Annotated in this window: 13 protein-coding genes; 8 read left to right on the top strand and 5 right to left on the bottom strand. The window is 63.9% G+C overall.

What is annotated here, in order from left to right; genetic code table 11:
* Positions 1 to 26 precede the first annotated feature (26 nt).
* From KO539_RS27395 to aqpZ, 4 genes are all read left to right on the top strand, one after another.
* Positions 27 to 437, top strand: a complete 411-nt coding sequence (locus KO539_RS27395) for a hypothetical protein (RefSeq protein WP_219313277.1) — start codon at positions 27 to 29, stop codon at positions 435 to 437.
* Positions 438 to 502: 65 nt separating this feature from the next.
* A complete protein-coding gene (locus KO539_RS27390; protein ID WP_035817294.1) occupies positions 503 to 961 on the top strand; it encodes an Ivy family c-type lysozyme inhibitor in 459 nt (152 codons plus the stop codon).
* Entirely contained in the window at positions 961 to 1371 is a 411-nt protein-coding gene (locus KO539_RS27385; protein WP_035817301.1) for a GNAT family N-acetyltransferase, read from the top strand. Before KO539_RS27390 ends, KO539_RS27385 begins: the two co-directional genes overlap by 1 nt.
* Before the next feature lie 228 nt (positions 1372 to 1599).
* Positions 1600 to 2289: an aquaporin Z gene (gene aqpZ, locus KO539_RS27380; protein WP_035817302.1), complete on the top strand. Its 690-nt coding sequence runs from the start codon at positions 1600 to 1602 to the stop codon at positions 2287 to 2289.
* 178 nt (positions 2290 to 2467) lie between these two features.
* Here the strand turns inward: aqpZ and KO539_RS27375 are convergent, their stop codons facing one another.
* Positions 2468 to 3298 (bottom strand): helix-turn-helix domain-containing protein, encoded by an 831-nt coding sequence (locus KO539_RS27375; protein WP_219313275.1) that lies wholly within the window; start codon positions 3296 to 3298, stop codon positions 2468 to 2470.
* Positions 3299 to 3514: 216 nt separating this feature from the next.
* On the opposite strand from KO539_RS27375, the gene KO539_RS27370 reads away from it, so the two are divergent.
* The 4 genes from KO539_RS27370 to KO539_RS27355 all read left to right on the top strand — a co-directional run bounded on the left by KO539_RS27370 (position 3515) and on the right by KO539_RS27355 (position 7442).
* Positions 3515 to 4666, top strand: coding sequence for an MFS transporter (locus tag KO539_RS27370; protein ID WP_219313273.1), 1152 nt, complete (start codon positions 3515 to 3517; stop codon positions 4664 to 4666).
* 237 nt (positions 4667 to 4903) lie between these two features.
* Positions 4904 to 6286 carry a cysteine--tRNA ligase gene (gene cysS, locus KO539_RS27365; RefSeq protein WP_219313270.1) on the top strand — a complete coding sequence of 461 codons (1383 nt, stop codon included), beginning with the start codon at positions 4904 to 4906 and terminating at the stop codon, positions 6284 to 6286.
* A 42-nt stretch (positions 6287 to 6328) separates the two neighbouring features.
* Positions 6329 to 6907: a hypothetical protein gene (locus KO539_RS27360; protein ID WP_219313268.1), complete on the top strand. Its 579-nt coding sequence runs from the start codon at positions 6329 to 6331 to the stop codon at positions 6905 to 6907.
* Positions 6900 to 7442: a hypothetical protein gene (locus tag KO539_RS27355; protein WP_219313266.1), complete on the top strand. Its 543-nt coding sequence runs from the start codon at positions 6900 to 6902 to the stop codon at positions 7440 to 7442. Before KO539_RS27360 ends, KO539_RS27355 begins: the two co-directional genes overlap by 8 nt.
* Here the strand turns inward: KO539_RS27355 and dbpA are convergent.
* From dbpA to KO539_RS27335, 4 genes are all read right to left on the bottom strand, one after another.
* A complete protein-coding gene (gene dbpA, locus KO539_RS27350; RefSeq protein ID WP_219313264.1) occupies positions 7429 to 8856 on the bottom strand; it encodes an ATP-dependent RNA helicase DbpA in 1428 nt (475 codons plus the stop codon). The two genes, KO539_RS27355 and dbpA, sit on opposite strands and share 14 nt — an antisense overlap.
* 111 nt (positions 8857 to 8967) lie before the next feature.
* Positions 8968 to 9204, bottom strand: a complete 237-nt coding sequence (locus KO539_RS27345; RefSeq protein WP_035817310.1) for a hypothetical protein — start codon at positions 9202 to 9204, stop codon at positions 8968 to 8970.
* Positions 9205 to 9409: 205 nt separating this feature from the next.
* Positions 9410 to 11074 carry an acid phosphatase gene (locus KO539_RS27340; protein WP_219313262.1) on the bottom strand — a complete coding sequence of 555 codons (1665 nt, stop codon included), beginning with the start codon at positions 11072 to 11074 and terminating at the stop codon, positions 9410 to 9412.
* Between the two features lie 116 nt (positions 11075 to 11190).
* Positions 11191 to 13686, bottom strand: a complete 2496-nt coding sequence (locus KO539_RS27335) for a TonB-dependent receptor (RefSeq protein WP_257626508.1) — start codon at positions 13684 to 13686, stop codon at positions 11191 to 11193.
* Positions 13687 to 13698 lie beyond the last annotated feature (12 nt).

Raw genomic sequence — 13698 nt, 5'->3', positions numbered from 1 at the left:
TTCTTTTCGTTTTCTTGCGATAAATTATGCTTGCAATCTTGCTGCTGAGCGCGGCCGTGGCCGCCACCCCGACTCCTTTCGACGCCACGCAATTGTCTGGCAGCTGGTCCGACAGCGTGAATACGAATAGTGTGTGCGAAGAAGCGCGGCACTTTACGCGCATGCAGCTGTCTGACGATCATCAGCGGCTGGCGATCTTTAATGACCGGACGTGGAAAAGCAAGTTGGGTGAAACCAACCGCTTCGCCGTGACCGTGGTGGCGGAAACGGAGCATAGCTTGACGTTGCGCTATGACAATGAAACCCGTGTCAATGCCGCTGGCAAGCTGGTGGAATGGCAGTTGATCATCGTCGCGCCCGGCGTGTACCGCTGGCGCGAGACGGGCTGGGCGGAAGGCAAGGTCAACGGGGTGGTCGGCATCCGCTGTTCTCCCTGAGGCCGCTGCGCAAGCATGCCATTCTGCTATGCTGCACCCATTATTGGATGCTTTTAGGAGATTGCATGTCCGCACGTTTGCTCTTACCCCTGTTCCTTGGCGCCGCCGTGACGCTGGCTGCCATGCCTGCGCAAGCGCGTACGCCCAAACTGTCGCTGATCGAGCAGGCGCAAAGCTGCGACGGCGGCCCTGCCTGCCCGTATTTCCCCGATGTTTACAAGTCTGACTACGCCTTTCGCAAGGCTTTCAATATCGGCCTGAAAAAGGCCGGCCTGAAGCGGCAGCGCTGGGTGCCCGATGGCGTGGCCAGTCCGCTCAAGCCCGTCGAGATCGACGGCAAGGCGCGTCTGCTGAGCAGTGTTTGCGAGCCGCACAATTGCGGCCACCGCTATTCTATTCTGTACGATCCGGCCCAGCGCAGCATGACGGGCGTGTACATGGGCAGCGATGCCAAGGGCGAACTGCGCACCGTGTATTTCGGCGAGCCCAGCATCGCTGAGGCCGACTTGCTGTACAAGAACTGATGCACGCGCCACTACACATTTCCAGCGAGCGCGGCGACCTGGACGTGCCCATGATCCACCGCTACCTGAGCGAGCAGTCGTACTGGAAGCGCGGCGTGGCGATTGAAACCGTGCGCAAGGGGATCGCCAATGCCCTGTGCTTCGGTGGCTACGTGGGTGGCCAGCAAGTGGCGTTCGCCAGGGTCATCACCGACTACACGGATTTTGCCTACCTGCGCGACGTGTTCGTGCTGCCGCCATACCAGGGGCGGGGCTATGGCAAGCAGATGGTGGCCGCCGTGCTCGGCGACGAGCGCTTGCGCGAGGTCGCCTGGATGCTGGGGACCGATGATGCGCATGGCCTGTATGCGGGCTTTGGTTTTGCGCCACTGGAGGCGCCGCACAAATACATGCGCCGCCCCGCGCCATAATGGTTATTAAATTAATAGTTGATTCCAGGATAACCATTACTATTGTTGCATGAGATTAATATTGCCTTGATAATGACAACATGTCATTATGCGCGCTGTGCTGCGATTGCGTAGCCGTACTTTGCTGGTGTTTTGCTTTGCCATCGCCATGCGGTGAGGGCGAGCTCAATGAGCGGTCTGTCTGGTCGTCCCCTGGTACGTTTTCTCGACTATTTAAAGGAATACATCATGAAACAATATGGCGCCGAATTTCTCGGCACGTTCTGGCTGGTCCTGGGCGGTTGCGGCAGCGCCGTGCTGGCCGCCGCTTTTCCCGGCCTCGGCATCGGTTTTGTCGGCGTGGCGCTGGCGTTTGGCCTGACGGTGCTGACCATGGCTTACGCCATCGGCCACATCTCGGGCTGCCACCTGAATCCTGCCGTCTCGATCGGCTTGTGGGCCGGCGGCCGTTTTCCCGCCAATAAACTTTTGCCGTACATCATCGCGCAAGTGCTGGGCGCCATCGTCGCTGGCGGCGTGCTGTACGTGATCGCCAGCGGCCAGGCCGGCTTCGATGTCAGCAAGGGCTTTGCCTCGAACGGTTTCGGCGCCCACTCGCCGGGCGGCTATTCGATGCTGTCGGCGCTGGTCATTGAAATCGTGCTGACGATGTTCTTCCTGATCGTCATCCTGGGCGCCACCGACAAGCGCGCGCCGGCCGGCTTCGCCCCGCTGCCGATCGGCCTGGCGCTGACGCTGATCCACCTGATCAGCATTCCCGTCACGAATACTTCCGTCAACCCTGCCCGCAGCACGGGCGTGGCCCTGTATGTGGGCGACTGGGCCACCAGCCAGCTGTGGCTGTTCTGGCTGGCACCGATCATCGGTGCCTTGCTGGGCGCGCTGGCTTACCGCCTGATTGCGGGCGAAAAAGAGTAGGCCAGTTTAGCCCGCAGGGCGTAAGCCGACAATGCCGGCAACGCAGCTTGTCGGCTTACGCGCGGCGTTGCCACGCTAAGCCGACCTACGCGGCGCCCATCATTGGCGCCTTGCCCGGTAAGCCGACAATTGCCGGCAAACCACTTGACGAAAGCAGCCCACGGGCTGCTTTTTTCGTTTAATCGGCGGCGCGCCACTCGCTCAGGTAGTGCTGCGGCGTGCGGCCCAGGATGCGGCGGAACATGGCGCTGAAGGCGCTGGGGCTGGCGTAGCCCAGCGCATAGGCGATGGCCGCCACGCCTTCGCCCCGGTCCAGGCGGCAGAAGGCCTCGGCCAGGTGGACTTGCTGCAGCCATTGGCGGTAGTGCAAGCCCGTCTCCTTGGGAAATAAACGGATCAAGGTGCGCGCGCTGGCGCCCGCATCCTGCGCCCACTCCTCGATGCTGCGCCGGCTGCCGGGCGCTTCCATGATGGCCGAGCAGACGGCAACCAGGCGCCGGTCGCGCGGCCAGGGGATGGCGAGGGGCACGGTATCGGCCGCCGCCAGTTCCGACAGGATCAGGTGCGCCAGCCAGTCGCCGCGCCCCGCCAGCGCATATTCGACCGGTTCGGCCAGCAAGGCCAGGATCAGCTCGCGCAGCAGCCGGCTCACTTCCAGCACCTTGCAATCGTCGCCATATTGGGCCGCCACTTGCGCATCGATGTACACGGTGCGCATGCTCAGTTCGCTCAAGATGTGGACTTCATGCACGACGCCCACGGGGATCAGCAGGGCGCGCCGCGGCGGCAACATCCACACGCCGTGTTCGGTGGAGACGCGCATCACGCCTTCCGTCGCATACAGCAGTTGCGCCCGCACGTGGCTGTGCGGCGCCGTGTAGTCGCCCGACACGTATTGCCTGGACATGGCCGTCACGGGACGCGGCACGTGCTGGTAATCGTGCGAGCTGGTGCTGCGGCTGAATGGCACGCCGTCGGGATGGGTCTGGGCGGGTTGCTGGGTGTACATGTGGGCGTTGGCTTGTCTCTCGGTTGTCACTTGGGCGACGATTATTGGAAGTTATCAGTTCCGCGACCATACTATACTGGCTTCTTTGCCGGGCCGCCCGCCGTGCCCGATTATTGCGGATGACACATGCACACAACCACAACTGCCCCAGCATTGGCCACGCCCGTGCCGGCGGCTCCCTCGCTTCATAGTTCCCAACAACAATCCGGTCTGGCCATGCACATCCTGGGCGCCGTCGCCTTCGTGCATTTGCTCAATGACTTGATCCAGGCATTATTGCCGTCGATTTATCCGATGCTGAAAGCCGAGTTTTCACTCAGTTTTACCCAGGTCGGCCTCATTACCCTGACGTTCCAGTGCACGGCATCGCTGCTGCAGCCCTGGATCGGCTTGTACACGGACCGCCGTCCGCTGCCATTCCTGTTGCCGATCGGCATGTGCTTTACCCTTGCCGGCGTGCTGATGCTGTCCGTCGTCTCGACCTTCCCGACTCTGCTGCTCGCCGCTGGCCTGATCGGCGTCGGCTCCTCGACCTTCCACCCGGAAGCGTCGCGCGTGGCGCGCATGGCCTCGGGCGGACGCTATGGCTTTGCCCAGTCGCTGTTCCAGGTGGGCGGCAATATCGGTTCCGCGCTGGGACCGCTGCTGGCGGCCGCCGTCATCGTCAACCGTGGCCACGGCAATGTCGCTTGGTTCAGCCTGCTGGCCGTGCTGGCCATCGGCGTGCTGTACAAGGTCAGCCACTGGTACAGCGGCCACCTGGCCAGCTTCAAGCCGAAGACGGGCGGCCTTGGACCGAACTTGTCGCGCAACAAGGTGATTGGCGCGCTGGGCGTGCTGGCCCTGCTGGTGTTCTCGAAGTACATCTACATGGCCAGCCTGTCGAGCTATTACACGTTTTACCTGATTGACAAATTCCACCTGTCGCTCGGCGATGCCCAGCTGTATTTGTTCCTGTTCCTCGCCGCCGTGGCGGCCGGCACCTTTATGGGCGGCCCCATCGGCGACCGCATCGGCCGCAAGCGCGTGATCTGGATTTCCATCCTGGGCGCGGCGCCATTTACTCTGCTGCTGCCCTACGTCGACCTGTTCTGGACGGCCGTCTTGACGGTGATCATCGGCTTCGTGATTTCGTCCGCGTTTTCCGCCATCGTCGTCTTCGCGCAGGAACTGGTGCCTGGCAAGGTGGGCATGATCGCGGGGATTTTCTTTGGCCTGATGTTCGGCGTGTCCGGCATCGCGGCCGCCGCCATGGGCCACCTGGCCGACGTGGCAGGCATCGCCTATGTGTACAAAATCTGCTCCTACCTGCCGCTGCTGGGCATGTTGACGGTGCTGCTGCCGCATATCGAGCAGGCGAAAAAATAAGCTGGCGCCGCGGGAGGGCTTGACGGCCCGCCCGCGCGCATGCGATATTCTCACCATGATCTCTTCCATCCTCCATCCAGTCCTTGCATACCGCGCCGCCGCTGCGCTGTGTCCGTGTACCTGGCTTCGCGAGGATGCGGCCCGGCGCCGTTAAATTTTTACTCCTCATTCCGATGGCCACAGCGTTGAAAAACCTGTGGCCATTTTCTTTTTCCGCAACGCACATGAAAGTCCCGCATGACACTTCATTTGTACGACACGTATAGCCGCAGCCTGCGGCCCTTCGAGACCATCGCCCCTGGCCAGGCGGGCCTGTATGCCTGCGGTCCCACCGTCTACGATTACGCGCACATCGGCAACCTGCGCACCTATCTGTTCGTCGACGGCTTGCGCCGTGCGCTCGCGTTCAACGGCTTGCAGGTGCGCCACGTGATGAACATCACGGACGTCGGCCATCTGACGTCGGATGCCGACAGCGGCGACGACAAGATCGAGGCGCGCAGCGCCCGCAGCGGCAAGTCAGCCTGGGATATCGCCGCTGAATTCACGCGCGCGTTCGAGGGCGATCTGCGCGCGCTGAATATCCTGCCGCCCACCGTCTGGTGCCGCGCCACCGACCACATCGCCGAGCAGATTGCCTTCATCCTCGACCTGGAAGCGAAGGGCTACACTTACCGCACGGACGACGGCATCTATTTCGACACGACGCGCCAGGATAGTTATGGAAAACTTGCACGCCTGAACCGCGACGGCCTGCAGGCGGGCAAGCGCGTGGAACTGGGAGAGAAACGCGACATCTGCGACTTCGCGCTGTGGAAGTTCAGCGGCGTGCCGGGACAGCGGCAAATGGAGTGGGACAGCCCGTGGGGCCTGGGTTTCCCCGGCTGGCATATCGAATGCTCGGCCATGGCGGAAAAGCACCTGGGCGCGTATTTCGACATCCATTGCGGCGGCGAAGATCACGTGGCCGTCCACCACAGCAACGAGATCGCGCAGACGGAAGCGCGCCACGGCACGCGCCTGGCCAACTTCTGGCTGCACGGCGCCTTTCTGAAAACACAGGATGCGAAAATGTCGAAATCGTCGGGCGACTTTTTACGCTTGCAAAGCCTGGTGGAGCAGGGCGTCGATCCGCTGGCCTACCGCTACCTGTGCCTGGGCGCCCATTACCGCAGCAGCCTCAATTTCACGGACGAAGCCTTGCGCGCCGCCAGCAGCGGCCTGGCGCGCCTGCGTGTCAGCGTGCATGGGCTGGGCCAGGCGGACAGTGAGGCCGCCCCTGATCCTGCATGGCTGGCGCGCTTCGCGGCGCAGATCAACGATGACCTGAACTTTCCACGCGCCCTGGCCGTGGCTTGGGAACTGTTGAAAAGCGCGCTGCCGGACGCCGTCAAAAAGGCTACCATGGCCCGTTTCGATGCGGCCCTGGGACTCGATCTGCTGGCCTGGCAGCCAGCGCAGGTGGCCGTGCCGCAGCCGGTGCAGGCATGGATGGCGGAACGGGCCATCGCCCGCGCGCAGCGCCAGTGGGCCGAGGCGGACCGCTTGCGTGCACTGGCGCGCGCGGCCGGCTATGACATCGACGATACGCCGCAGGGGCAACAGGCGCGGCCTTTGTGAAGATGTCCGGCATAATGGCCGCCCGATGACACTGGAGATGCCGTGAAGCGCCGTTTGCTGCTATTGAGTTGTTGCTTTGCCTTTTCTGCCGCGCAGGCGGCCAGCGAATGCCCTGGCTTTTCCGCGCTGGCCACCTCCGGCGAGGCGCTGCTGGCGCAAGTGCGTGCGCTGCCGCCCGTCGGCATCGACCGCGAACGGCAGGCGTGCGCGCCGGCGACCGTCATCGATTTCGCCTACAGCGGCGGGGTGCTGTGCAGTTTTGGCGCGGGCAAGGATGCCGTGGAGGCTGCGACATCCGCCGTCACGCGCCTGGCCGATGGCGGTGAACTGGTCGAGTACCTGTATCTGTTCCCGTATGCGCCGGCCACGCATGCGCGCCTGCTGGCGCTGCTGTCCGCGCGGTTTACGCCAGTCGACAGGGCTGCCTGGCCGATCTTCCTGCAAGCCGCCAGGCCGGGCAAGGAAACCACGGCGCTGTTCACGCATGGCGGCTTTTATATCTCGCTGGGCAAGCCCACCGAAGGCGATCCTGCCGAATGGTATTCGAATGTGATCTTTGAAAAGGTCGACATGCCTGCGCTGGGCGTGCGCAAGGTGTGCAAGGAAGCTGGCGATGGCTGAAGCGGATGCCTTTCCGGCCGCATTGGCCAGCACGGTGGCGCAGCTGCTGCCCGTGTTGGGGAGTAATCACGCGCCCCCGCCATTTGCCGTGCGCCAGGATGGACAGGCCTTGCTGATTCCGACGCGCACGTATTACGACAGCGAGCGCTTGCTGGCCTGCACGCGGCTGCCCGGCGACGCGGGCGTGCTCGCCCTGTGCCTGGGCGCGCGCCACCACGACGGCCATGTGCGCGAAGCGTGTGCAAGGCAGTTGCTGTTGCAGGAGCGGGCGTGGACGGTGCCCTTCGTCGTGCACCTGTGCGGCGAATACGTGCTGGAGATTGTCGAGGTAATTGGCGCGGCGCTGCCGGCCTGGAATGCCGATGCGCTGACGCGCTACCTGCGGGACAATCCCGCCTATGTGGCCACCCTGGAGCGGCGCGCCATCAGCTACTGGAATTGCTACTACCGCCGGCAGTATCCCGTGTGGGAAGACTATCCGGGACGCAGGGCCATGGCGGCCCTGCGTGCATTGCAGGCGCTTACGCCTCGATAAAGCGCATCTTGAAGCTGCGGCCCTTGATGTTGCCGAAGTCGCGCCCCAGGGTATTGCCCGCGTTGAGGCGCTTGAATGCCGCTTCGGCCACCTTGCGGTCCAGCGCCACGTAGGTCATGAACTCGAACACGTTGATCTTGCCCACTTGTTCCTTGGTGAGACCAGCGTCGCCCGTCAGCGCGCCCAGCAAGTCGCCCGGACGCAGCTTGTCCTTCTTGCCGCCCATGATGCACAGGGTGACCATCGGCGCCGGCAGCGCCTCCATGCCGTCATCTTCCGCCAGTTCCTTCAGGTCGTGCCATTCGGCGGCGCTGTTCTGGTACTGCTCGATCAGCTTGACCCATTTTTTCTCGTTCGGCGCGCACAGCGACAGGGCCAGGCCCTTCTTGCTGCCGCGGCCCGTGCGGCCGATGCGGTGGATGTGCACTTCCGTATCCTTCGACACGTCGACGTTGATCACGGCGCCCAGGTCGGAAATATCGAGGCCGCGCGCGGCCACGTCGGTGGCGACCAGCACGGAGCAGCTGCGGTTGGCGAACAGCACCAGGATTTCATCGCGCTCGCGCTGTTCCAGCTCGCCGTACAGGGCCAGCGCGGAAAAGCCTTGCTGGCGCAGTTCGTCGGCCAGTTCGCGGCAATGCACCTTGGTGTTGCAGAAGGCCAGCGTGGATTCCGGCTTGAAGTGTTTCAGCAGCTTGCCGACGGCGCCATTGCGCTCGTCGAAGCCGATTTCATAGAAGCGCTGTTCGATCTTGTCGTTGTCGTGCTGCGCCTCGACCGTCACTTCCAGCGGATTGACGAGGAACGACGCCGTGGCGCGGCGGATGTCTTCCGGATACGTGGCCGAGAACAGCAGGGTCTGGCGGCGCGCCGGGCAGGCGCTGACAATGCCGGCGATTTCTTCGTAAAAGCCCATGTCCGTCATGCGGTCCGCTTCATCGAGTACCAGGGTTTGCACGTGATTGAGGTTGATGGTGCCGCGGCCCAGGTGGTCGCGCATGCGGCCCGGCGTGCCGACGACGATGTGGGCGCCGTGCTCCAGCGAGGCGATTTGTGGACGCATCGGCGCGCCGCCCGTCAGGGTCAGGATCTTGATGTTGCCGGCCGCGCGGGCCAGGCGGCGCAGCTCATTGGCCACCTGGTCGGCCAGTTCGCGCGTGGGGCACAGCACCAGGCCTTGCACGGCAAACCAGGCCGGATTGAGCTTGTGCAGGATGCCGATGCCGAAGGCGGCCGTCTTGCCGCTGCCCGTTTTCGCCTGGGCGATCAGGTCGCGGCCATCGAGCACCGCCGGCAGGCTTTGCGCCTGGATGGTGGTCATCTCGTGGTAGCCGAGCGAATCGAGGTTGGCCAAAAAGGCGGGCGTCAGCGGCAGGCTGGAAAAGGAAGTGGTAGTGGCAGTGGTGGTGTTCATAGGGGCGGGAACCGGTAAAAAGCGGGTGGATGGGCACAGTCTACAGGCGTTCTACGCCCTTGTGCGGATGGTGGTGTGGAAGCTGGCGGCAAACGGCCGCCGGCATGGATACTAATTGTCGGGCGCCCAGATGGGCAAACCGGTGAGATCAAGGCCGGCGTCGCGCGTCCACACGGGCAGGCCTGAGGCATCGGTCGGCTCCAGCAATTCGAGCTGCACCTGCTTCAAAGCCACCTTGCGCGCGCGCGCGCGGCGCTGCGGCTCCGGCGCCGGCTCTTGGGCCTCGTGCGCTGGCGGCGGGCCGAAGCCGGGCAAGTCGATGGTGGCGTTGTCTTTTTTATCTCTCATTTGCTAACCTCAGTCCCTGGCCTGCGAAAGCCAGGGGGCGGGCAAGGTGCTGCCCGCCTATGTCCATACGCTTTAACTTCATCCACAAAACAAAAGCCCGGCTACTGGAGTCGGGCTCATTGTTGGGACAACCTGCAGGAAAACTTGTCCTGCGGATTTAAGTGCGGCACGCAGTGTATCACAGGCGTGCCGCATTGTGGGTGGCTTAGCGGAAGCTCAGGGCGCCCGTCAGGTCACCCGGCGGCAGCGCACCGCGCGACGCAAAGGCGTCATTGCGCACTTTCAGGCCTTCGAGCAGCGGCAGGTCGTGCAGGCGCGTGATCAGGCGCAGGATCGACGTCGTGTCATAAAAACTGTGGTCGACGGCGCCTTTCTTCGCGTACGGCGAGACGACGATGGCGGGAATACGCGTGCCCGGACCCCAGCGGTCGCCTTTTGGCGGCGCCACGTGATCCCACCAGCCGCCGTTTTCATCGAACGTGATCACCACGATCATGTCTTTCCACTGCGGCGATTCCTTCAGATGCTGGATGACGTTGGCCACGTGCTGGTCGCCCGATTCGATATCCGAGTACCCGGCGTGCAGGTTCAGATTGCCCTGCGGCTTGTAGAAGGTCACGGCCGGCAGCTTGCCCGCCACGGCGGCGGCGAGGAATTTGTTCGAGATGGGGCTGTCGCCCGTGCCGCCGTCGCGCAGGTGCTCGGCGCGCGCCGCCGTGCCTGGCGCGAACTGCTTGAAGTAGTTCAGCGGCTGGTGGTGGAACTGGAAGTTCGGCTTGCTGCCGCCGCCCTTGTGGTCGAGCGCCGCTTGCCAGCCGCCGCCATACCACGCCCAGCTGATGCCCTTGCGCGACAGCAGGTCGCCGATGGTGTCGTAGGTTTGCGGCGGCAGGGTATTCGCGTCAGCCGGATCGGCATGCAGCGGGTCGCCGTCGAAGGCGGGACGGACATAGCTGGGCTGGTAGGGCGGCGCCATGGTGTTGACGGCATAGCCGTCCGGCGTGAGGGCGCCGTCATTGACGTATTTCGGTTTGCCGTCCAGCGCCGAGGCGGGGCAGTCGGGCGAGATCGCCAGGCGCACGCCTTGCGGGCCGTCGGACAGCACGGCGATCTTTTTCTTCGCCGCCGTATCAAGCGCATTGAAGTATTCGTTGGCGCGGCCCGTCACCAGGAACTGGTGGTTCATGTAGGAGCCGCCGAAGGCCGCCATGAAGAAGTTGTCGCACAGGGTGTACTGCTCGGCGATCTGCCACAGGTTCAGGTTTTTCGACGTTTCGCCGTAGTGGCCCATCACCAGGCCGCCGCTGTCGGCCCACGCGGCAAAGCCGTCGTTCTTGCCGCCGTTGATCTGCATCTGGTTGTTATAGAAGCGGTGCACGAGGTCGCGCGTGATGATGCTCTCGGGCAGGGGCTTGCCGGCTGCGTCGCTCAATTTGTAGGGCGCGTTCGGCAGGCCGGAAATCTGCTCTTCCTTGATCAGGTAATCGATGCCGCCGATATTTTGCTGGTTCGGCACGAGGCCGCCCCATATTTTCGGCAGGGTGGCCAGCGGCTTGCCGTCGCGGTCCAGCTGCTGCGCCTGTTCCGCCGTGACGGCGGACAGGGGCGCACTGGTGCCGGGGAAGTTGGCGAACAGGTTGTTGAAGCTGCGGTTTTCCAGGTAGATCACGACCACGTTCTTGACGTGCGCCTTGAGCTTCGCGTCGAGCGAACCCTTGGCGATGGTCTTCTTGGCTGGCGCGGCGTCGGCCAGCGCCGGCAGGCTGGCGGCCAGGCCGACTGCGGAAGCGGCCTGGAAAATGCGCCGGCGCGAGGGATTGGCGGGTTGGTCGGCCGGATCGGCTGGCAGGGCGGGGGCGAGGTCCTTCACACATTCTCCTTGGGTGTCTCTATGGGCACGGGCGTTGACGGCAATGGTCGGCAACGCCCGTGAAGCGGGAAAATTGTATCACCGGCCCTGCGCCAATGTGAAATATTCAGCCCGGCCTAGAATTGATAGCGCACGCTCAACGCCACCTTGCGCGCCGGGCCATACATGCCCGAGTACCACCAGTCCGAGATCGAGGCCGTGTACTGCTTGTCGAACAGGTTGGACACGTTGACGGTGGCCGACAGCTTGTCGTTGACGTCGTAGCGCGCCATCAGGCTGGCCACCGAATACGCCTTCTGTTCCCAGTGCAGGGTGCTCTTGATCTGCCATGCGTCGATGTCGGAATACACGCGGCTCTGCCAGTTCATGCCGCCGCCCACCGTCAGGCGATGCAGCTCGCCGGGCAGGCGGTAAGTGGTCCACAGTTTCACCAGGTGGCGCGGGAAGGTGCCCAGGATGGCCTTGCCTTCATTGTTTTCCGTCTGGCTGTACGACCACGAGGCCGAGATGTTCCAGTCCGGCGTCAGGGCGCCCGTCGCTTCCAGGTCCACGCCCTGGGTTTTGGCGCCCTTGATGGCGCGGCTGGCGAAATTTTGGGTGCCAGGCACGTAGTAACCTGGATCCGACTCGGCCAGGTTGTTCTGGCGGATCTGGTACAGCGCGGCGGCCGTGTTCAGGCGCCCATCGAGCCAGCCGCTCTTGACGCCCGCTTCCAGGGTCTTGCCTTCGCGCGGCGCCAGCAGCTGGCCATAGCGGTCCTGCGATGCTTGCGGCTGATGGATGGTGGAGTAGCTGGCGTAGGCGCTGTGCGTGCCGTCGATGTCGAACACCAGGCCGCCATACGGCGTGACGACGCGGCTTTCCGAGGCTGGCGCCGCGTTGTAATAGGACTCGGCAGGCGTGTTCGAGATGTAATTTTCGTCGTAGCGCAGCACTTTTGCCCCGGCGATCAATTTCAGGCGCTCGGAGAGATGGAGGCGCGTGGCGGCATACACGCTGGCCTGGCGGCGCGTGCTGTCGTTGGTGCCATAGGTGCCGCCAAACACGGGCGTCGCCGTGCAATTCCAGCGGTACAGGTTGGCGGGCGTGCGCTCGATGCTTTTGTCGAAACGGGCATCCGTCGTGCTTTGAAATTCGCTGTAGTCCATGCCCAGCACCAGTTCGTGCTGGCGGCCGAATGCGCTGAACGGTCCGCGCACATTGACATCCACGCTGTTGATCTGGAGCTGGTAGTCGCGGTAGTCGGCGTTCAAGCGCAGGCCATCGCCCGTGGCCTGATCGGGCAAGCCGCCACTGACGTTCAGGTAGACGGCGCGCTCTTCCTGCGACGATTGCACGCGGTTGGCCGATATTTTCAGCTTCCAGTCGTTGGCCAGCGCGTGTTCCACAGTGGCGAAGAGGTCGGTCGAATTGGTGTCGAAGCGGTTCGATTTGGCCGCCGGGCTGAACGAGCGCGGCAGGTCCGTCCTGGCGCCGTTGCTGTAGAACAGGGGAAAGCCCAGGTAGGACAAGGATCCGTTCGTGCGCTTGCGCTGGTGCGTGACGCCGGCCGTCAGCTTCGTGTCGGCGGACAGGTCCGCCTCGACCACGCCGTAGACCACTTTCTTGTCGCGGTTGTAGCCGTCGACGATGCTGTCGCCTTCCTCGTACACCGTCACCAGGCGGCCGCGCACCGTGCCTGCCTCGTTCAGCGGACCTGCGATGTCGGCCATGGCGCGCCGCTCATCGTGGGAGCCCAGCTCGCCCTCGACGGACGCCTGGAACTGCGCCGTCGGCTTCTTGCGCACCATGTTGATGGCGCCCGAGGCATCGCCCGCGCCCGTCATCAGGCCCGAGGCGCCGCGCAGCACTTCGATGCGGTCGTACAGCGCCATGTCGGCCAGGCTTTGCGACGGTATCGCATTGAGGCCCATGGTTTCCGAGTGCGTGCTGACGCCATCGAGCTGGTAATTGCTGATCGAATAGCCGCGCGAAGTAAAGCCCGTGCGTTCGCTGCCCAGCGAATACAGGGTGATGCCCGGCGTTTGCGCCATCACTTGCGCGATCGTGCTCAAGCCTTGGTCCTGCATGCGCTGCTGCGTGATGACGCTGACCGATTGCGGCGTTTCCTTCACGGACAGGCCCAGCGGCGTGGCCGTGGCGATCGGCAGGGTGGAGACATACGCGCCCGAGCCTTCCGTCGCATCCTGCTGCGCCTTGACCGACACTTCCGGCATCATCGACAGCGCTTCGCCACCCGCCGCCGCATCGGCCGGACGCAGCACAAAGCTGCCGTTGGCGCTGCGCTCGGCCTTCAGGCCCGTGCCGCGCAGCACGCCGTTCAGGGCGGCCAGCACGTCGTGGCGACCGCTCAAGCCGGCCGACGTCTTGCCGCGCGTCTGTTCCGGCGTGAAGCTGAGAATGACCCGCGACTGGCTGGCGACCTGGCGCAGCGCTTCCGCCAGGTCGCCGGCCGGCACCTGGAAATCCTGACTGGTGGCTGGCGCTGCGGCGCTTTCCTGCGCCAGGGCTGGCGCCTGGGCGTTCAGCAGCAGGGCCGAACCGATGAAGACGAGTTGAATGGCATGCGCCATGCGCTTGATGCGCGGCTGGGAATGAATGGCAAGAGACATGGTTACCTTGTG

Source organism: Janthinobacterium sp. NKUCC06_STL (assembly GCF_019345455.1).
In the GTDB taxonomy this organism is placed as follows: Bacteria; Pseudomonadota; Gammaproteobacteria; order Burkholderiales; family Burkholderiaceae_D; genus Janthinobacterium; species Janthinobacterium rivuli.
This window is presented reverse-complemented; position numbering and strand designations above follow the sequence as displayed.